The organism is Citrobacter sp. A316 (assembly GCF_002042945.1).
GTDB lineage: Bacteria > Pseudomonadota > Gammaproteobacteria > Enterobacterales > Enterobacteriaceae > Citrobacter > Citrobacter portucalensis.
In genome coordinates, this window is record NZ_MVFZ01000006.1 from 113,927 (window position 1) to 132,373 (window position 18,447).

19 protein-coding genes and 1 pseudogene are annotated in these 18,447 nt (G+C 47.0%); 6 read left to right on the plus strand and 14 right to left on the minus strand.

What is annotated here, in order from left to right:
• Positions 1-14 precede the first annotated feature (14 nt).
• Positions 15-1,436 (minus strand): sensor domain-containing diguanylate cyclase, encoded by a 1,422-nt coding sequence (locus BZK41_RS09400; protein WP_079937983.1) that lies wholly within the window; start codon positions 1,434-1,436, stop codon positions 15-17.
• Between the two features lie 602 nt (positions 1,437-2,038).
• On the opposite strand from BZK41_RS09400, the gene BZK41_RS09405 reads away from it, so the two are divergent.
• A complete protein-coding gene (locus BZK41_RS09405) occupies positions 2,039-2,416 on the plus strand; it encodes a MysB family protein (RefSeq protein ID WP_123267752.1) in 378 nt (125 codons plus the stop codon).
• Here the strand turns inward: BZK41_RS09405 and BZK41_RS09410 are convergent, their stop codons facing one another.
• From BZK41_RS09410 to mdoG, 3 genes are all read right to left on the minus strand, one after another.
• On the minus strand, positions 2,417-2,644 hold the full coding sequence (locus BZK41_RS09410) for a YceK/YidQ family lipoprotein (protein ID WP_003832117.1): 228 nt from the start codon (positions 2,642-2,644) through the stop codon (positions 2,417-2,419). It lies immediately after the preceding gene.
• 76 nt (positions 2,645-2,720) lie between these two features.
• Positions 2,721-5,249, minus strand: a complete 2,529-nt coding sequence (mdoH, locus tag BZK41_RS09415) for a glucans biosynthesis glucosyltransferase MdoH (protein WP_032934414.1) — start codon at positions 5,247-5,249, stop codon at positions 2,721-2,723.
• Positions 5,242-6,777 carry a glucans biosynthesis protein MdoG gene (mdoG, locus tag BZK41_RS09420; protein WP_123267751.1) on the minus strand — a complete coding sequence of 512 codons (1,536 nt, stop codon included), beginning with the start codon at positions 6,775-6,777 and terminating at the stop codon, positions 5,242-5,244. Before mdoG ends, mdoH begins: the two co-directional genes overlap by 8 nt.
• Before the next feature lie 271 nt (positions 6,778-7,048).
• On the opposite strand from mdoG, the gene mdoC reads away from it, so the two are divergent.
• A complete protein-coding gene (gene mdoC / locus BZK41_RS09430; protein WP_079937986.1) occupies positions 7,049-8,209 on the plus strand; it encodes a glucans biosynthesis protein MdoC in 1,161 nt (386 codons plus the stop codon).
• Positions 8,210-8,228: 19 nt separating this feature from the next.
• On the opposite strand, the pseudogene BZK41_RS09435 reads toward mdoC, so the two are convergent.
• From BZK41_RS09435 to csgB, 6 genes and pseudogenes are all read right to left on the minus strand, one after another.
• A pseudogene (locus tag BZK41_RS09435) lies at positions 8,229-9,717 on the minus strand (phospholipase D family protein).
• Entirely contained in the window at positions 9,653-10,195 is a 543-nt protein-coding gene (gene ymdB, locus BZK41_RS09440) for an O-acetyl-ADP-ribose deacetylase (protein ID WP_079937987.1), read from the minus strand. The pseudogene BZK41_RS09435 and the gene ymdB overlap by 65 nt, the downstream one beginning before the upstream one ends.
• Before the next feature lie 100 nt (positions 10,196-10,295).
• Positions 10,296-10,616: a type 1 fimbrial protein gene (locus BZK41_RS09445; protein ID WP_079937988.1), complete on the minus strand. Its 321-nt coding sequence runs from the start codon at positions 10,614-10,616 to the stop codon at positions 10,296-10,298.
• A gap of 151 nt (positions 10,617-10,767) precedes the next feature.
• Positions 10,768-11,100 carry a curli assembly chaperone CsgC gene (gene csgC, locus BZK41_RS09450; protein ID WP_079937989.1) on the minus strand — a complete coding sequence of 111 codons (333 nt, stop codon included), beginning with the start codon at positions 11,098-11,100 and terminating at the stop codon, positions 10,768-10,770.
• A gap of 60 nt (positions 11,101-11,160) precedes the next feature.
• Complete coding sequence (gene csgA, locus BZK41_RS09455; RefSeq protein WP_079937990.1) at positions 11,161-11,613, minus strand: curli major subunit CsgA; 453 nt, start codon at positions 11,611-11,613, stop codon at positions 11,161-11,163.
• Between the two features lie 40 nt (positions 11,614-11,653).
• Positions 11,654-12,109 carry a curli minor subunit CsgB gene (gene csgB, locus BZK41_RS09460; RefSeq protein ID WP_079937991.1) on the minus strand — a complete coding sequence of 152 codons (456 nt, stop codon included), beginning with the start codon at positions 12,107-12,109 and terminating at the stop codon, positions 11,654-11,656.
• A gap of 760 nt (positions 12,110-12,869) precedes the next feature.
• Between csgB and csgD the strand changes: the two genes are divergently transcribed.
• Genes csgD through csgG form a run of 4 tightly spaced genes read left to right on the plus strand, consistent with a single transcriptional unit; the run spans position 12,870 to position 15,221 of the window.
• Positions 12,870-13,520: a biofilm master transcriptional regulator CsgD gene (gene csgD, locus BZK41_RS09465; RefSeq protein ID WP_003832092.1), complete on the plus strand. Its 651-nt coding sequence runs from the start codon at positions 12,870-12,872 to the stop codon at positions 13,518-13,520.
• A 4-nt stretch (positions 13,521-13,524) separates the two neighbouring features.
• On the plus strand, positions 13,525-13,923 hold the full coding sequence (gene csgE / locus BZK41_RS09470; protein WP_008784336.1) for a curli production assembly/transport protein CsgE: 399 nt from the start codon (positions 13,525-13,527) through the stop codon (positions 13,921-13,923).
• Between the two features lie 25 nt (positions 13,924-13,948).
• Positions 13,949-14,362 (plus strand): curli production assembly/transport protein CsgF, encoded by a 414-nt coding sequence (gene csgF / locus BZK41_RS09475; RefSeq protein ID WP_003832089.1) that lies wholly within the window; start codon positions 13,949-13,951, stop codon positions 14,360-14,362.
• Positions 14,363-14,387: 25 nt separating this feature from the next.
• Positions 14,388-15,221: a curli production assembly/transport protein CsgG gene (gene csgG / locus BZK41_RS09480; protein WP_003036082.1), complete on the plus strand. Its 834-nt coding sequence runs from the start codon at positions 14,388-14,390 to the stop codon at positions 15,219-15,221.
• Between the two features lie 46 nt (positions 15,222-15,267).
• Here csgG and BZK41_RS09485 read toward each other — a convergent pair whose 3' ends face one another.
• From BZK41_RS09485 to ghrA, 4 genes are all read right to left on the minus strand, one after another.
• Entirely contained in the window at positions 15,268-15,750 is a 483-nt protein-coding gene (locus BZK41_RS09485) for a DUF1097 domain-containing protein (protein WP_032934412.1), read from the minus strand.
• Positions 15,751-15,851: 101 nt separating this feature from the next.
• Positions 15,852-16,406, minus strand: a complete 555-nt coding sequence (locus tag BZK41_RS09490) for a molecular chaperone (RefSeq protein WP_079937992.1) — start codon at positions 16,404-16,406, stop codon at positions 15,852-15,854.
• A 23-nt stretch (positions 16,407-16,429) separates the two neighbouring features.
• Positions 16,430-17,167, minus strand: coding sequence for a phosphatase (locus BZK41_RS09495; RefSeq protein ID WP_079937993.1), 738 nt, complete (start codon positions 17,165-17,167; stop codon positions 16,430-16,432).
• A 211-nt stretch (positions 17,168-17,378) separates the two neighbouring features.
• Positions 17,379-18,317 carry a glyoxylate/hydroxypyruvate reductase GhrA gene (gene ghrA / locus BZK41_RS09500; RefSeq protein ID WP_079937994.1) on the minus strand — a complete coding sequence of 313 codons (939 nt, stop codon included), beginning with the start codon at positions 18,315-18,317 and terminating at the stop codon, positions 17,379-17,381.
• Positions 18,318-18,447: the final 130 nt, after the last annotated feature.

Below are 18,447 nucleotides of genomic sequence, written 5' to 3' on the forward strand. Positions count from 1 at the left end.
CATATATTTAAGTCTTAACAATAATAGTAACACACTTTATTTCTGCCGGAATTTTTAGCTTCATACAAAGCGGCATCGGCATATGAAACAACTTTATCCGCTGATTCATCATCAATTTTGCTGCAATATACACCAATACTTATCGTCATTTTTTCTTTTAACTCATATGAATTTGGTACTGTCGTACCATTCTCTACATTTCGCCTAATTCGCTCTGCAACAACAATTGCCTCATCTTTATCGTTACACTTAAGAAGGATCGCAAATTCTTCGCCACCTACTCTGGCAAAAATATCCGTATCTCTGATTGATTTATTGACAATATCGACAATGCTGATTATTACTCTGTCACCTTCCTGATGACCGTAGGTATCGTTAATCCGTTTGAATTTATCAATATCCAGAACCATTACACACACTGCGCCTTTTGCTAATGATGATTTTAATGACTTATAGAATAGCTTACGATTATATATTTTAGTCATTGCGTCTTTAATAGCTGAATCTGTTTCTTTTTTTAAGATGATGAAGGTGTTGTACATCAGTATTGAAATTATACACAGGGCACTTATCACCTCAATCCCTCGGCTAACATACCAAATATACATGCTATATTCATCCAGGCTCAGAAGTAGTACATTGGTCAATATTGCTGAGCAACACAGTAGCCCTATACTTTTCCACAAGATGTTGTGCGTTCTGGTTTTAATGATTAAATACAACAGGACCAGTCCCCAGGATGCAATAAGCGAATAAATGTACCCAATATGCCAGTGCACCGTGACATTATCAGGCTTCAGGCTTGTGATCTCGAGTGTAAAATTAGGGTTGTAACTGGCCAGAGTGTGCGCCAACACCGCAATAACAAACATGATTAAAAAAGACAGAACGATATAGCAAGGTTCTCTTTCTTTGGTTTCAATAACTGTCGAGGATATTTTATAAGATTTCAATGAAACAAATAGCAGAGCGATGAAACTAATCTGCCGAAAATAATAGAATATAGCAATATCGTTAGTTCTTTTTTCGATTGAGGCATAATCATTAATCAAATCCTGAACGATGTAGATAGTCTCGACAAAAAATATGTTATTCCCAAGAAACGCCATGCCCAATATCATAAGGCAGGTGAGGTCTTTTCTACAAAGATACTGAAATAACATAAACAGGAAAATTATCCCATATAGAAAGAACAGCCCTACAATTATAATCAGATATACTGTTTGCGGGACACTTTGCATCGTTAATTTAAATTGCGTAAGACACAAACCGCCAAGAACATAGATAGCCAAACAGATTATATATAAAGCCATTAGCCTTCCATTATTTGAATCACCGTTACCCATAACAACCTTAAGCGCATTCTTAATTTTGCATTTTACATAATAAAGCATAAGATTTTGCAAACTATTATACCCACACAACTTCAATGACATTAATTCATTTCTTATTTAATGGTTTCTTATAGATTTATAACCTTTGTCATTAATAATTTTTTATTATGTATACTATTTTAGTATCACTCACGCTATTCAAAAAAACCACACACAAAAGATCCTTTGTCACTACCAATGACACCACTAAGATTAGCCACTTTCATTGATTACCTCTGCAACACTTCTGTATTGGGCATTAATTTTCTCCTTTACTTTGACTGAGTTATGCAATGTTGATTCATAAGCGATCGCATTCCCCCTCTAAAACACATAAAAAATGGCGTTTAACACTGAAGATTTTCTAATATAACGCCAGCTTTTATTTTTTTGATTTTCATTACTACATTGCAAACCACATACATTACTCTTTTTTCTTGAATTTTTTTCCTGATATTACGTCGGCTTCAGTATCTGCCACTGTAAATTTTTTCATAAACAACCAAAGTTACTTTGACCTGGTTTCATAGGCATTGCAGGCAGTAATCATCTGATTGAGTTAGCCACGCAGCTAACGGGTTTGACGCTCTGCAGATCGCCGTCTATAGATTGAATCATCCCCCTTTATTGTTCGCCTTAGGAGAAGAAATATGGCAAAGAATGACATGAATTTTTATGCCACGTTGGAAGAGGCTATTGATGCGGCTCGTGAAGTGTTTCTGGCTGATAACCCTGACCTTGACTCAGACAACGCCAGCGTTCAACAGCTAAGCGTCCAAAAATACGTGCTACAGGATGGCGACATTATGTGGCAGGCGGAATTCTTTGCTGACGAGGATGATGTAGATGGTGAATGTCTACCAATGCTGAGCGGAGAAGCGGCCCAGAGCGTTTTTGATGGCGACTATGATGAAATTGAAATCCGCCAGGAGTGGCAGGAAGAAAATACGCTTCACGAATGGGATGAAGGTGAATTCCAGCTGGAACCTCCCCTGGATACCGAAGAGGGGCAGACCGCAGCCGATGAATGGGATGAGCGATAATTACTCGTAAGGTCCATGATGTATGTCGAGCGGCAGCAGCAACGTATCAAACACCAGCGAAAATGGCAGATCGAGGATAGTGACGTAGCGCCATGCGGAGTCCCGAACATCCCATTGCACGCCAGGATAGTATTGGTTTCCATGTCCTTGCCCTGGGATGGTACGACTAATAATGCTGCCGCATCCGCTCAGGAAGAAGATCATTATTCCTACAGCCAATATTCGCACCGGCTACCTCACGACTCATTCTATTCAATATAAAAAAATACCGGCACCAGGCCGGTATTTTCACGTTACAGAACGCTTATTTCTTCCTGAGCGCCAACGGGTTCAGAGTCAGCCCCTGATAGTAGTTCACCCACGAAGAATACTTATCAGGTGAATTCCAGACGCGATAATGTAAACGTGCCATGGTCACCGGATCGCTCAACAATACAAGACGGCGATCGCGATTCAGTTTCTCCGGCGTTTCATTCAACGCCTGTTCCACATGACGATCGCGGGCAATCTCCAGCACGTTGCTGGCGCGGTGACGTGCAGTTGCCATTGCCGTGGCCAGCGCGTTAAACGACGGGTTAAACACCGCATGCATAAAGCCATCGTCCAGCGTACGTTTGCGGTTCATCACCAGATAGGTATCGGTATCCACCAGAACCTGCGGCGGAGAATACTCTTCCGGGATCAGGAACAGCTTCCAGCGCTTGGTACGTAACCCCACCGTGGAACGGCTGGAAATTACTGAAACAAACGGCGACAGGATCAGCGAGAAGACAATCGGTGCCAGCCAGAACAGGAATCGCAGATCCAGCCAGGCCATACCCACAGCCCACACCAGCCCCAACAGTAACTGGGAACCGTGACGCATAAACGCTTCACCCCACGGGGTCGAATCGTCATCACGCTGCGGCGAATTCCACACTACTTCCCAACCCAGGAAGGCGCTCACGACGAAGACGGTGTGGAACAGCATACGCACCGGCGCCAGCAGCACGGAGAACAGAACCTCCAGCAGCAGCGACAGCGTAACGCGGATAAACCCGCCGTACTCTTTCGTCCCTTTACACCAGATGAGCAAAATACTCAGCAGCTTCGGTAGGAACAACAGCACCATCGTTGAAGCAAACAGCGCGATCGCCAGTTCAGGTCGCCATTGCGGCCATACCGGGAATAGCTGACGCGGTTGCAGGAAGTACTGCGGCTCCGTCAACGCATGCACCACCTGCAATGCGGTAGAGAGCGCGAGGAACATAAACCACAGCGGCGCGGACAGATAGGACATAACGCCGGTCAGGAATACCGCACGGTGAACCGGGTGCATCCCTTTCACCAGGAACAAACGGAAGTTCATCAGGTTACCGTGGCACCAGCGACGGTCGCGCTTGAGTTCATCCAGCAGGTTTGGCGGCAGCTCTTCATAAGAGCCCGGCAGATCGTAGGCAATCCACACGCCCCAGCCAGCACGACGCATCAATGCCGCTTCCACGAAGTCATGGGAGAGGATCGATCCCGCAAACGAGCCTTCGCCCGGTAACGGTGCGAGCGCACAGTGCTCGATAAACGGCTTCACGCGGATAATTGCGTTATGGCCCCAGTAGTGTGATTCCCCTAACTGCCAGAAGTGAAGTCCTGCGGTAAACAGCGGTCCATAAACACGGGTCGCAAACTGTTGGCAGCGCGCATACAGCGTATCCATACCGGAAGCCTTCGGTGAAGACTGGATAATCCCGGCATTCGGATTCGCTTCCATCAGACGCACCAGGCCGCTCAGACAGTCACCGCTCATCACTGAGTCCGCGTCCAGAACCACCATGTAGCTGTACTGATTTCCCCAGCGACGGCAGAAGTCATCAATGTTGCCGCTTTTACGCTTCACGCGACGACGACGACGGCGGTAGAAAATCTGTCCTTCGCCCTGCACTTCGGCAATCAGTTCCATCCACGCTTTTTGTTCTGCCACGCAGATATCAGGATTGTAGCTGTCGCTCAGGATGTAAACATCGAAATGCTCGGCGTTGCCCGTTGCTTTGACCGATTCCCACGTAGCGCGTAGTCCCGCAAATACGCGGTCAACGTCCTCGTTACAGATAGGCATAATCAACGCAGTACGGTGTTCGGGATTCAGCGGTTCGTCCCCGACCGTTGAGGCCGAGATACTGTACTTATCTCGCCCAATCAGCAGTTGCAGGAAGCCCATCAGCGCGGTCCAGAATCCCGCAGATACCCAACAGAAAAGCACGGCAAACAAAATGAGAATGCCTGTTTGCAGCATGTAGGGCAGCAATTGCATAAAGGAGACCCATAAATCCTGCCCCATCATGTCTATCGGATTAATGAATGCCCAGCCCTGATACGGGAGGATCGTCTTCATATACCAGGTTGCTACAACCGTCTGCGCCAGCGTCAGAATTAACAGCGTATAGCGGCGAATGGTGCCAACAGTACGCCATTTTTGCTCACTCTCTTGTTCTTCTTTCGTCAAACGCGAAAGATAGCGAGGCGTCACATCGCGTCCACGCAAGCGATCCCAAAAACGGCCAACCGGGTTGGTACGCCAGGGATCGGGGAACATAGAGGTACGCGTTGCTTTTGGCATCGCCTGCAGCTGATCGCGGCCCTCATCGTCCTTCACCAACTGCTCTTTAGCCAAAGAATCCGGCCATGCTTGCTCAAGGCGAGCTTTCACAGACCCCTGCGGTGAATCGTCTTCGCGCGAGTAAGTACGATGCTCGGCATCCAACGCCTGATGAACAGCGCGGATGTCAGTTTTCGGCAGTGCCGCTTTCTCGATATCCGAAAGCGGCATTGCGTCAATATACTCAGTTGTCTTATTCATTGGCAGGTAACTGGTAGCTCCAGGTTTCACTCAGCGTCTGATCGGCATTAACCAAGGCAGCACGCATTTCAGTGGTTTTCTTCACGTCTTTCACTTTCACGCGCAGCATCAAACGCCAACCTTTAGATACCGGGTTGTAGCGCACAGTGCTTTCAACGATTTCACCATTTTCGCCAATACTGGTTTGTGCGGTAACCGGGGTATCCTGCGGCAGCTTTTTCATATCTGTGCCGGTAAAGTCCACCACAAACGCGATGGTACCGTCAGGCTGACGAATCAGGTTGGACTGTTTTACATCACCGGTCGAACGACGAGTCTGCTGTACCCAGGCGCTTTCCGGCGCATGAAGCTTGTCTTCATCACGCGTGAACGTCAAAGTGTACTTGAAATTCATCTCTTTGCCCGCTTCAGGCAGTTGATCCGGTGTCCAGTACGCAACGATGTTATCGTTCGTTTCATCATTAGTTGGGATTTCAACTAACTCAATCTTACCTTTACCCCAGTCGCCTTTTGGCGTGATCCAGGCGCTTGGGCGCAGATCGTAGCGATCGTCGATATCTTCAAAACGCGAGAACTGACGGCCACGCTGCAACAGTCCGAATCCTTGCGGGTTTTCCATAGCGAAGCTGCTCACCGCGAGATGTTTCGGGTTATTCAGCGGACGCCAAATCCACTCCCCGTTACCCGCATGGATAGACAAACCATTAGAATCATGCAGTTCCGGACGATAGTTTGTCGCCGGAGACGGCTGGTTCGGTCCAAACAGGAACATACTGGTTAACGGTGCCACACCCAGTTTGCCCACTTTGTCGCGCAGGTAAACTTTGGACTGAACATCCACGACCGTGTCGCGGCCTGGAATAATGACAAAACGATACGCTCCGGTTGCACGCGGAGAATCCAGCAAAGCATAAATGGTTAAGCGTTTATCAGTCGGTTTCGGACGCTCGATCCAAAACTCACGGAAGCGGGGAAATTCTTCACCAGAAGGCAGAGCGGTATCAATCGCGAGGCCACGCGCTGACAGGCCGTAGACCTGACCTGCACCCAGAACGCGAAAATAGCTGGCACCGAGCATGCTGACGATTTCATCGTTTTTATCTTTGCTGTTGATCGGATACAGCACTTTGAACCCGGCAAAGCCGAGATCTTTTACCGTGTCTTTATCATGCTGAACATCGCCAAAATTAAAATAATCCGGGCTGTATTTGATTCTTTTCACCGCCGTGGCGGTAACTTCGTTGATTTTGACCGGCGTGTCGAAGTACATACCCTGGTGGTAGAACTCGAGCTTAAATGGGGTCTTGAGATTGCTCCAGTACGCTTTATCGCGATTGAACTGGATCTGTTGATAATCCGCATATTTCATGTCGCGGAAAACGGAGGGCAAGTTACTTTTTGGCGCCTCATAGCCTTTCCCGGCTAAGGATTGAGCTTGTTTTGCAACATCATCAATACTGAACGCCCAGCTCGATGATGTGTACAGCGTTAACATAACTGCTGCACCCAACCAACGCATTTTCATCATTTGTAGTTTATGTTTCATAATTAGTAAGCACTTCCCCCTTTGTGTGCTTATATTGATCCGATCCATTTTAATGGATAATCGGGTACTCCGACAACTGAATCCCTGTATTGTTCGCGCGCTGGCTCATGGTTTAAGCAGGTTCATCTGCCTGTTTTCACTTTGCGTGCTTATCCTGGAGACAGGTTGTTGGACTTCGTGTAGGGTTGCCCTCGAATGTAACCATTATTCGTCTTAGGGATAAGACGAAAAGTCTGAGAATACGTAACTGTCTATGAGCTCTGTATCACCACCACGTGAATATTTTCTTGACTCCATCCGTGCCTGGCTAATGTTGTTAGGGATCCCATTCCATATTTCATTGATCTATTCTACCCACACCTGGCACGTGAACAGCGCAGAACCTTCGTGGTGGTTAACCCTTTTTAACGACTTTATCCATGCATTTCGCATGCAGGTCTTCTTTGTCATTTCAGGTTATTTTTCCTACATGCTTTTTTTGCGCTATCCGTTAAAGCGCTGGTGGAAGGTGCGTGTAGAACGCGTGGGGATCCCCATGCTGACCGCGATTCCGCTGCTTACGCTGCCGCAATTTATCATGCTGCAATACGTGAAAGGTAAAGCAGACAGCTGGCATACCCTCAGCGGCTACGATAAATACAACGCGCTGGCCTGGGAGCTGATTTCCCATCTGTGGTTTTTACTGGTTCTGGTGGTGTTAACGACCCTGAGTATGTGGGTGTTTACCCAGATGAAAAACAGACTATCACGTGGAGACGGTACCCCTGCATCAGGGGTGTCGATGACCAAATTAACGTTTATTTTTATATTGTTGGGTGTCGGCTATGCCGCCGTCAGAAGAATGATTTTCATCCTCTACCCTTCGATTCTCAGCGATGGCATGTTTAATTTTATCGTTATGCAAACGTTGTTTTATGTGCCTTTCTTTATGCTCGGTGCGCTGGCGTTTATCAATCCTAATCTGAAAGCGCTGTTTACCACGCCATCGCGCGGCTGCACGCTAGGTGCCGCATTCGCATTTGTCGCATACCTGCTCAATCAACGTTACGGCAACGGCGATGCCTGGATGTATGAAACCGAATATGTCATTACCATGGTCATGGGGCTATGGATGGTGAACGTCGTCTTTTCGCTTGGACACCGTTTACTGAATTTCCAGTCGGCTCGCGTGACCTATTTTGTCAACGCGTCGCTGTTCATCTATTTGGTGCACCACCCGTTAACGCTGTTTTTTGGCGCGTATATCACACCGCACATCAAGTCGAATCTGCTGGGTTTTCTCTGCGGTCTGCTTTTTGTGGTTGGAATTGCGGTCATACTGTACGAAATCCATTTACGGATCCCGGTGCTGAAGTTTCTCTTTTCGGGTAAACCGCCCATTAAGCAGGATAAAAACAAGGCGGTAGCCGGTTAGTTTTCTTGCATTGAATGGTTCAGAGCAACCATTCAATGGGCAACACGGATGCAAGCCTCACCAGAACCCGCTTCCAGAATCCTGTAGCGGGTTCTTTTTTCAGTACCTGTTCGCTGCCAGAAAGCCGATCCACCCAGTTAATTCTGCCCCAACGATCAAGACGTAGTTGCCAGGCCATTTCACGCTGGCTTTGCATAAAACGTTTATGAATCAATTCCGGCCAGTACTTCACTCTCAATCACAAACCCCATTTCCGTATTGAGCAACGTTGAACGGGGATCAAAATTAAGCGAGCCGATAAACACTTTACGACCGTCAATACTGAAGGTTTTCGCATGCAAGCTGGAGCCTGAATTACCGGTTAATCCCCGGTCATGTACTGCAGAAACGCGATCGCGCGTTGGTTTGAGCTCGTATAACTCCACACCGTAGCGCAAGAGTTTTTTTCGCCAGCGCGCATAGCCTGCGTGAACGACTGCGACATCATTCGCCGCCAGAGAATTAGTTAAAATCGCGATCTTAACGCCTTTTCTCACCAGTCTCAGGAGCTGCGCCACACCGGCGCGAGTTGGTACAAAGTAGGCGGAAATAATATCAATACGCTCGGTGGGAGATCCCATCACGTCAAACAAACGCTGCGGTAATAGTGAGTGACGCGGTGCTTTCCCCTCTCCTTTTGCCGGATCATCACTCAGCAAGCGCGTTCTCGCCCAAATCAGGGGTAGCGACCTCTGTTCGAGGTGGGTCATAAACTGGCTGGTTTCCAGCTTATGTAGATAGCGACGCGTGATGTCATCGTTATACCAGGATTCTGGAAGTTCGATTTTTTGCGTTGAAGCTGGCTCTGCTACCTCAAGTACGTTTTGCAATGTTGAAACCGAACGGCAGTGCCAGTAACGCTCAAAATCGTCTGCAACATCCTGGACAACCGGCCCAATAGCCATAACATCCAGGTCGGAAAACAGCGGTTGTTCGCCTGCACCAAAATAGGCATCGCCTATATTTCGCCCGCCCACGAGAGTTACGACACCATCAGCGGTATAACTTTTATTGTGCATACGTCGATTCAACCGGGCAAAATCGGTTAAATAGCCCAGCGCACGCAGGATACGAAAGGAAAAGGGATTAAACAGGCGAACTTCAATATTAGGGTGATTGTCCAGCAAACGCAGCGTGTCATCCAGACCTGGCGTGTTGTTATCATCCAGCAACAAACGCACCCGGACGCCCCGCTTCGCCGCGGCCAGCAAAACGGAAAATAGCAATAGCCCGGACATGTCGCTTTCCCAGATGTAATACTGAACATCCAGGGTACGTTCCGCCATTTCCGTCAACCGATAGCGAGCAGCAAACGCATCCAGGCTGTCATCCAGCGTCAGAATGCCGCATTCTCCCGGGTGGTTTACACATAGCGGCGTGATGGCACGCTCAAGTCGCGTCATATCAGTCCGTGCGTTCATCGCCTTGCTGAGTAAGTAATCTCTTGTATAGTCGAGCGTTTTCTTCATCAAAGCACACGAAGTATATTTGATCGGGAAGCGTACGTCGGGTGATAAATTTCAACACCGTTTTCACCGCGATCTCTGCCGCTGCAGCGCGTGGGTAACCATAAGCACCGGTGCTTATCGCTGGAAAAGCAATAGATTGATAACCATTGGCTAAGGCCAGTTGCAATGTATTTAGATAGGCCTCTTCGAGTCGTTCAGCCTCGTGGTGATCACCGCCTTGCCAAACGGGCCCTACGGTGTGAATAACTGCTTTTGCCGGAAGCTCTCCAGCCAGCGTGATAACGGCATGCCCGGTCGGGCATTCTCCCTGTTGTTGTATAACCTGTTTGCAGGCCTCCAACAACGCAGGCCCGGCAGCACAATGAATCGCGCCATCGACGCCACCGCCTCCCAGTAACGAAGAGTTGGCCGCATTGACGATCACATCTACCGCGATCGTCGTAATGTCGCCCTGTAACACATGAACACGCGATTGCATAAGTTCCCCCTGACAAAACACTCTACGTTAAGTGTACAGCAGGGTTTTCCTGGAAATCTCACTTTTTAGCCATAAGCGTGCATACCTACGCCAGAAGGATTCATTTATATTCAATATTCAGAATTGCCATGCTTTTCTGTTCATTGAGGTAATGCATTTTCACCGTGGCAATTTGTTGCACACTCTGAGGCGCTGTCGTGACCTGTTGCAGGTCGTAGAGACTATTACTTATCGTGCCATCACGCATACATGACAATTCAATCTGTTGTTGTCGAGTGTTAACGTCGCAAGGTGCTTCAACTATTGCACCGCGAAAATGAATAACCCCGCCGGGTGAGATTTGCGTCGCCATTGCGGGGAGGGTTAAAAGAGAAAAAGCCCACAAACCGGTATTTAAAATACGCTTTAATAATGTACACATAAGGGTTCCTCAATGATTAATCATCCTTGAGGGATCGCAATGATCCTTCACCGCTGCGAGTTACGATCAAATAAAACGTTTTTCCGTTTCTATATTCATAGAACAGCACCGCACTCCCAGCCACACCCTTAATGCAAATTAAGCAAAAAAATCATGGGTGACTGTTTGAGTCAGGCCATTGTTGCGACAGATGCAGAGACTGCCCATCCGAAACGGTAACGATAATTTTGACCGTATCCTCCGGTGAAATATTAAAGCTCAGTTTTGTTAATTCAATTGGCCGATTAGCAGGGACCGAAAGGCTTGTTTTCTGCTGCGATTGGCTTTGCCCCCCCTCACCTTTACGTACGGCAAGGACTTGCACTTCACATACGCACGGTTGAGCTAATGTCACCTGAGGAATAATGGTGTACATGTCACCTTGCTGAGTTGTATTGAATGTTATTTGATTTGCCAACGCGGCAATAAGTAATAGCGTGTGCATAATATTCTCCCGAAAAAAAACAGGGCTTTCGCCCTGTTTATTATCAGTCAGAAAACTGAATTAGTGCTGGTTAGCTGTAGCATTGTTGCCATAACCAACCTGCTGAATCAGCACATTGGAGTCAGAGGCAGTCTGATTAACCAGCGCACCGTTACGACCACCGAACTGAGTTACGCTGATATCAGCATTTTTTGCATTCCACTGATTGATATCAGCACTGTTCTGGAAGCCGGTCTGTTTCAGGCTAATGGTACTATCATCAGCACCTTGCCCGACGTTTGCACCGTTACCATGACCGTGTTGTGTGATAGTCACGTCTGATTTACGTGCATCACTTTGCAGCGCATTCGCAACGTTACTAGAACCGAACTGGTAAATACTCATTGAAGAGTCTGGGCCATAGTTACTACCACCACCACCATGATGATTACCGCCCCATTGCGGAACAACACCTGCCAGAGCACTGCCAGAAACTACGATTGCTGCGAATGCTGCCACTTTTAAAAGTTTCATGGTAAACCCCCATCGGATTGATTTAAACGTCGTTTATGGATTAGCGTTGAGTAACGCGAATTGCCATTTGCGACTGTCTCTGCACCACAACTGCTGTTTTTTGTGTACCGTACTGGGTAATATTGGCTTTGTTACCAGAGCCTTTCTGGATAATCATCGCCGTATTACCGTAAGAACTTTGTTTAATACTCGCATCATTAGAGCTACCCGTTTGATCAATATATGCAAAGTTATTTGATCCCGTCTGAGCCGTTTTCGCTCGGTTACCTGAACCTTCTTGCGAAATGACCGACAATAACTTGGTGCCCTCCTGGCGAGTATTTGCACTATTAGCAGTGCCAACCTGACCAATAATGGCTGCCTGATTAAATGAAGACTTACTTAATTCATTTACCGCAAAGTTATATTCTGAATTAGCTAAATCATAACTGGTTGCGGATGCAATCCCAGGCACACCCAGTATTGTAAACATCATAAATAACAACTTGTTTTTCATGTTGTCACCCTGGACCTGGTCGTACATGAAGTTAAATTAATTACCACTCAAATTGTTGTTAACATGACTTACATTTGTTAACGCCACGTTACGATGAAGAGTATGTCCGTTGAAACATTTTAAATAACTCACCCGCGAGTGGTATTTTTATATCCAGATTCACACCAAAGTACTAATTAACAGTGAATAACACCGCTCCAGTTCTAGCTTTTATTTTTATTTTGCTATCAGGAATGAATTTCTATGCAGTCACTGAGAAAGTTCATTTTGCACGATATCAGGGCCTCGCAGTACAGCGTCACGATAGCCATCCGTACAAGTCGTGACAAAGGTCATTTTTTTCCATCTAAAATTGATCAACGTAAATTGAGACAAGGATTTTAGAATTCATTAGAAATCTAAAACTCAAGAATCATTAATTAATTGATTTAAAATCAATGTGTTACTATAATTTGTATGATTTTTTAAATCTATGCAGCAAAGGTAAAATGTACAACTTTCCTATCAAATCTAAACTCCAATAAAACCTTAAAATAACATTTTAATATATAATTTTACAAGTTGTTACATGTTTAACACTTGCTTTAAGATTTGTAATAGCTAGATTGAAATCAGTTGAAGTCCATTTGTTTTAATATTTCCACCCCTTTGGGTCGATATTTTATATCTACACAGCAGTGCAACATCTGTCAGTACTTCTGGTGCCTCTATTTTAGTAGAGACAGCTGTCAGGTGTGCGACTAAAAAGTGGAGTTTCATCATGTTTAATGAAGTCCATAGTATTCATGGTCATACATTATTGTTGATCACAAAACCTTCTTTGCAGGCAACTGCATTATTACAGCATTTAAAACAATCACTGGCACTCACCGGAAAACTACATAATATTCAACGTTCTCTGGATGATATATCTTCCAGCTGCATTGTTTTACTGGATATGATGGAGGCAGATAAAAAACTGATCCATTACTGGCAAGATAATTTGAGTAGAAAAAACAACAATATAAAGACGTTATTGTTGAATACTCCTGATGATTACCCTTATCGGGATATCGAAAACTGGCCGCATATCAATGGTGTGTTTTACGCAACTGAAGACGAGCAGCGTGTCGTAAGCGGCTTGCAGGGTATCTTGCGGGGTGAATGTTACTTCACGCAAAAACTTGCCAGTTATCTGATCACACACTCTGGAAATTATCGTTATAACAGCACGGAGTCGGCACTGCTGACGCACCGTGAAAAAGAAATACTTAATAAATTGCGTATCGGCGCCTCAAATATTGAAATCGCTCGCTCACTGTTTATCAGTGAAAATACGGTAAAAACACATCTTTATAATCTTTTCAAAAAGATAGCTGTCAAAAATCGTACGCAGGCGGTCTCATGGGCCAATGATAACCTCAGGCGATAAAGCCATGAAACGCTATTTGACCTGGATTGTGGCAGCAAATTTATTCTTTGCTGCCGGGAGTCTGCACGCAGCGACAACCGTAGAGGTGGAGGTTCCCGGACTGTTAACTGACCACACTGTCTCTTCAATCGGTCATGATTTTTATCGGGCCTTTAGTGATAAGTGGGAAAGCGAGTACACAGGAAACTTAACCATTAATGAAAGACCCAGTGCGCGTTGGGGAAGTTGGATCACCATAACGGTCAATCAGGACGTTATCTTCCAGACTTTTTTATTCCCGACGAAAAAAGACTTCGACAAAATTGTCGTCTTCGCATTGGCGCAAACTGAAGAAGCATTAAATCGTCGGCAAATAGATCAAACACTATTAAGCACGAGCGATTTAGCGCGTGATGAATTCTAAAACATGATTTTGTCCGGAGGCTTTCATGCGTGTTAAACATGCAGTGGTTTTGCTCATGCTAATTTCACCATTAAGTTGGGCCGGAAACATGACGTTCCAGTTTCGCAACCCAAACTTTGGTGGCAACCCGAATAACGGTGCTTTTCTGTTGAACAGCGCCCAGGCCCAGAACTCATATAAAGATCCAAGCTATGACGATTACGGTATTGAAACCCCATCAGCTCTGGATAACTTTACTCAAGCGATTCAGTCACAAATTCTCGGTGGCCTACTCACCAACATTAATACCGGTAAACCAGGAAGAATGGTGACCAATGATTTTATCATTGATATCGCCAACCGGGACGGACAACTGCAATTGAATGTTACCGACAGGAAATCGGGGAAAACTTCGACTATTGAAGTGTCGGGTTTACAAACACAGTCGACTGACTTCTAAGTTATAGCCACGAAAGGAAATAATCATGCAGCGTTTACTTATCATGGTGGCAGTAATTTTACTCAGCGGATGTTTAACAGCTCCGCCTCAAGAAGCCGCTAAGCCGACATTAATGCCCCGAGCCCAAAGCTATAAAGACTTGACGCATCTGCCTATGCCTACAGGTAAGATCTTTGTGTCGGTATACAACATTCAGGATGAGACTGGCCAATTTAAACCTTACCCGGCAAGTAACTTCTCTACCGCCGTCCCGCAAAGCGCCACGGCTATGCTTGTCACCGCATTGAAAGATTCTCGTTGGTTCGTCCCACTGGAACGTCAGGGGTTACAGAACTTGCTGAACGAACGCAAAATCATTCGTGCGGCTCAGGAAAACGGTACGGTCGCGATTAATAACCGGATCCCGCTACAGTCCCTGACCGCGGCAAACGTCATGGTGGAAGGGTCAATTATCGGTTATGAAAGCAACGTTAAATCGGGTGGTGTCGGTGCGCGTTATTTCGGTATTGGCGCCGATACGCAATACCAGCTCGACCAGATAGCGGTAAACCTGCGCGTAGTTAACGTCAGCACCGGTGAGATTCTGTCGTCAGTGAACACCAGTAAAACCATTCTGTCTTATGAAGTACAGGCTGGGGTATTCCGCTTTATTGACTACCAACGTCTGTTGGAAGGTGAAATTGGCTACACCTCTAACGAACCGGTTATGCTTTGTCTGATGTCAGCGATTGAAACAGGCGTTATCTTCCTGATTAATGACGGCATCGATCGCGGATTGTGGGATTTGCAGGATAAGAAACAAGTTGATAATGACATTCTGGTTAAATACCGTCATATGTCGGTACCGCCAGAATCCTGATGGTTCTTTACAGCATAAAAAGCGTGAGGAAAACCCTCACGCTTTTTTATTTACTGGTCAGCGTCGACGATATTCTATTTTCACGGCGGGACGCCAGCCACAGACCACTGTTTTTCATCGCATAGCCGAATACCAGGCCCAGTGCCAGTGACGGTACAACCAGTCGCCAGTCCCCCTGTCCTGCAAACGTTGCACATGCGCCAATAAACGTGCCCGGCACAAATGAAAGCAACCATTGCTTTGCCTGAATACACATCAGAAATGCGACAATTCCCGTCATGACATAACCAATAATGTCCATATGCGGGGCAAGCGCGCTACCGTTAATAATCACCAACGCCCACACTACACCGCTTAGCAGCGTACACGCCGAGATCCACAGTCCTTTTAACCCACCCTGCGGGCAGGCGAAATAGGCCGTGCAGCCCAGAAAGCCAGCCCAACTGAGTAAACCGAGAGAAACGGCCACCCATCCCCAGATCCCGGAGAGAATGCCCGTTGTGATTGCAATTGAGAGAAGTATGTTCATGCCGCGCATCTTAGCAGAAAAACGGCATAGGAATGAGATCGTGCACACAATTTATGCAAGAACATAAATTGCGTTGCAGTTTAAAGTGATCTAAATCACATTTATTCGTCCGTATCTTCCTGCAATTCGTCCCACATCGCACTAATGGCATCGCGTGTTAGCGGCGCCATGGTTCGCCAGAACGGCGTGTTCGCGTGCGCTTCAACCTTACCAAGGAACGTACCGCACCAGGGCAGCAGGTATTCTACAAATAAGGTTTCAAGCGCTTCACTTTCATCTTCCGCAGACTGGTCTTCAAGCCATGAAGCCGCCAGCAACAGCGTACCAATATGATCTGCCGGCGTATCAGCCAGCGGCATGCCGCGGGCAGAAAGAAATGCACGAACATCGGATTCTTTTGCCCCTTCTACCCACGCGCTACGATAAGGCGGCACCGCACACTCGTCACCGACAAAAAGCGCGTTGTAATCTGCAGCCAACTGGGGCATGTCGCAGCTCTTCTGCAGACGAGTGAGCAATTCGTCCTGTTCCAGCGGCCAGTTGGCGGACAGTTTACCCTCACTAATCAGGGTAAACAGGGGAACCAGTAAAGGGTCCTGCGGTTGGCGGTAAAACAGCGAGCCCAGTACACGGCACAGGATAGAAAACTCGTTCATTGATATATTCCAGTTAGTAACAATTACAGTTCAGCAAATTCCGCGATCGGCTCCATGCCTCGCGATTCCAGAAACGCCAACAGGCGTTTAGGTGTGACGTTTAAAATTCTGTCTTCAGGGAAATTAACATCATCCAGGATTTTACGGCATTCGCCAAATTCTCCCAGCGTGAAAGCAGTATGTGAATCCGACCCTAACGCCACCCAGCCGCCGGCATCACGCACAGCCGCAGCAACCGCACGACAATTATCCTCACTGCCCTTACGCGAATGCAAAAACGAAGAGTTATTGATTTCCAGTGCAACCTGGTACTTTGCCGCCGCCTGCGCAATTGCAGTAATATCAACGGGATACTTGGGATTTCCCGGATGGCTAATGATGTGCACATTACCGCTGGCCATCGTAGCTATCATTGCCTGGGTATTGGTGTCTTTATCGTGAGGTGCGAAAACCGGCTCATGGAAGCCCGCAATAATGAGGTCCAGGGAGGTAAACATCGGACCTGAACAATCAATTTCACCTTCAATATTCTTAATATTGGCTTCTATTCCGCGCAGAATCCCCACGCCATCCACAACACGTGGCCAAATACGCATATTGATAAAGTGCCAGTGGTGAGGCGCGTCCGCCATATCCGGTCCATGATCGGTAATGGCAAACAGCTTGATGCCTTTGCGACGGGCTTCAGCGATGTAATCACTTAAGGTGCTGTAGGCGTGGGTGCTGGCGACGGTATGCATATGCAGGTCAACGGGATACATAACTCTCTCCTGTAGTCATTTTCCGTCAAGGATAGCAGGTATCGCCGCCATTAATACCCTAAATAATGCGAGTTACAGGCAGGCGGCAAGGGAGTAATACCCGAATCACTTACTTAAGTAAGTGATTCGGGTGAACAACCGTAGCCAACGCACATGCTGCTTGAAGTATGACAGGTATTTTAGCTGAAACCCGGCACTTGCCGGGTTCCCATCAATATCCCCGAACGCGATTGACCTGACCTGTTACGACTTGCCCGCTCTCCAGGTTCATAATCGTGCGGGAGATATAGTCCACCGCTTCTGCCGGACGGGTAACTGCGGCAATATGCGGCGTCATCGCCACACGCGGATGTTTCCATAAAGGGCTGTTTTCTGGCAGCGGTTCCCGGCTATAAACATCCAGCATGGCACCTTTCACCTTGCCGCTGTCCAGCGAGGCCAGAAGATCGTCTTCATTGAGATGAACACCGCGTGCCAGGTTCAGCACGTACGCACCATCCTGCAATTGGCTAAGTAAATTAGCATTAATAATGCCTACGGTTTCTGCCGTATTAGGCAGGAGGTTGATCAGCACGCGAGTTTGACTCAAAAACGCGCCCAGTTCCTCAGTACCGGCGAAGCTTTCCACGCCAGGCCAGGATTTACGCGTACGACTCCAGCAGCGCAGTGGGAATCCCCATGCTTGCAGGCTTTCGGCAACTTTTGCGCACAACACCCCTGCCCCCATGATCCCGACGGTAAACTCCTCACGAGTATATTCTGGCAACGGTTGCCATTTCGCCTGATTTTTCAATGCCTGATAATCATCAAAGCGACGAAACCAGTGCAGCACCTGACTGACCGCATATTCCTGCATTTGCAGGCCCATACCCGTATCTTCCAGACGGAAAAGCGGGATCGACGCATCCAACATTTCCGGATGAGCATTGAGTTTACTGAGAATAGAATCGACACCCGCTCCCAGCGCAAATACGGCTTTTAATTTTCGTCCTGCGAGCATTTCAACCGGCGGATGCCAGACCAGCGCATAGTCAGCATGTGCATTATCACCCGCTTTCCACTCACGTACGTTCGCACCAGGTATTGCCTTTGCCAACGCATTAATCCACCAGGTCGTATCGAATGTTGGGTGATAGAAAATTATATCCATATTGTCTCCTGAACATTGTTGTGCGGAACTTTCTCGCACTTATTATCATCATTTTTCGAGGGAACATCAGAGTAGCAAATTTTAGGATGCTGGCAAAAAAAACAATTCCCGCTTATTTATGCTCCATGTT

Coding starts and splice junctions, on each gene's coding strand:
- BZK41_RS09400 (WP_079937983.1), bottom strand. CDS start 1,436: ATGTCATTGAAGTTGTGTGGGTATAATAGTTTGCAAAATCTTATGCTT.
- BZK41_RS09405 (WP_123267752.1), top strand. CDS start 2,039: ATGAATTTTTATGCCACGTTGGAAGAGGCTATTGATGCGGCTCGTGAA.
- mdoH (WP_032934414.1), bottom strand. CDS start 5,249: ATGAATAAGACAACTGAGTATATTGACGCAATGCCGCTTTCGGATATC.
- mdoG (WP_123267751.1), bottom strand. CDS start 6,777: ATGATGAAAATGCGTTGGTTGGGTGCAGCAGTTATGTTAACGCTGTAC.
- mdoC (WP_079937986.1), top strand. CDS start 7,049: ATGAGCTCTGTATCACCACCACGTGAATATTTTCTTGACTCCATCCGT.
- ymdB (WP_079937987.1), bottom strand. CDS start 10,195: ATGCAATCGCGTGTTCATGTGTTACAGGGCGACATTACGACGATCGCG.
- BZK41_RS09445 (WP_079937988.1), bottom strand. CDS start 10,616: ATGTGTACATTATTAAAGCGTATTTTAAATACCGGTTTGTGGGCTTTT.
- csgC (WP_079937989.1), bottom strand. CDS start 11,100: ATGCACACGCTATTACTTATTGCCGCGTTGGCAAATCAAATAACATTC.
- csgA (WP_079937990.1), bottom strand. CDS start 11,613: ATGAAACTTTTAAAAGTGGCAGCATTCGCAGCAATCGTAGTTTCTGGC.
- csgB (WP_079937991.1), bottom strand. CDS start 12,109: ATGAAAAACAAGTTGTTATTTATGATGTTTACAATACTGGGTGTGCCT.
- csgD (WP_003832092.1), top strand. CDS start 12,870: ATGTTTAATGAAGTCCATAGTATTCATGGTCATACATTATTGTTGATC.
- csgE (WP_008784336.1), top strand. CDS start 13,525: ATGAAACGCTATTTGACCTGGATTGTGGCAGCAAATTTATTCTTTGCT.
- csgF (WP_003832089.1), top strand. CDS start 13,949: ATGCGTGTTAAACATGCAGTGGTTTTGCTCATGCTAATTTCACCATTA.
- csgG (WP_003036082.1), top strand. CDS start 14,388: ATGCAGCGTTTACTTATCATGGTGGCAGTAATTTTACTCAGCGGATGT.
- BZK41_RS09485 (WP_032934412.1), bottom strand. CDS start 15,750: ATGAACATACTTCTCTCAATTGCAATCACAACGGGCATTCTCTCCGGG.
- BZK41_RS09490 (WP_079937992.1), bottom strand. CDS start 16,406: ATGAACGAGTTTTCTATCCTGTGCCGTGTACTGGGCTCGCTGTTTTAC.
- BZK41_RS09495 (WP_079937993.1), bottom strand. CDS start 17,167: ATGTATCCCGTTGACCTGCATATGCATACCGTCGCCAGCACCCACGCC.
- ghrA (WP_079937994.1), bottom strand. CDS start 18,317: ATGGATATAATTTTCTATCACCCAACATTCGATACGACCTGGTGGATT.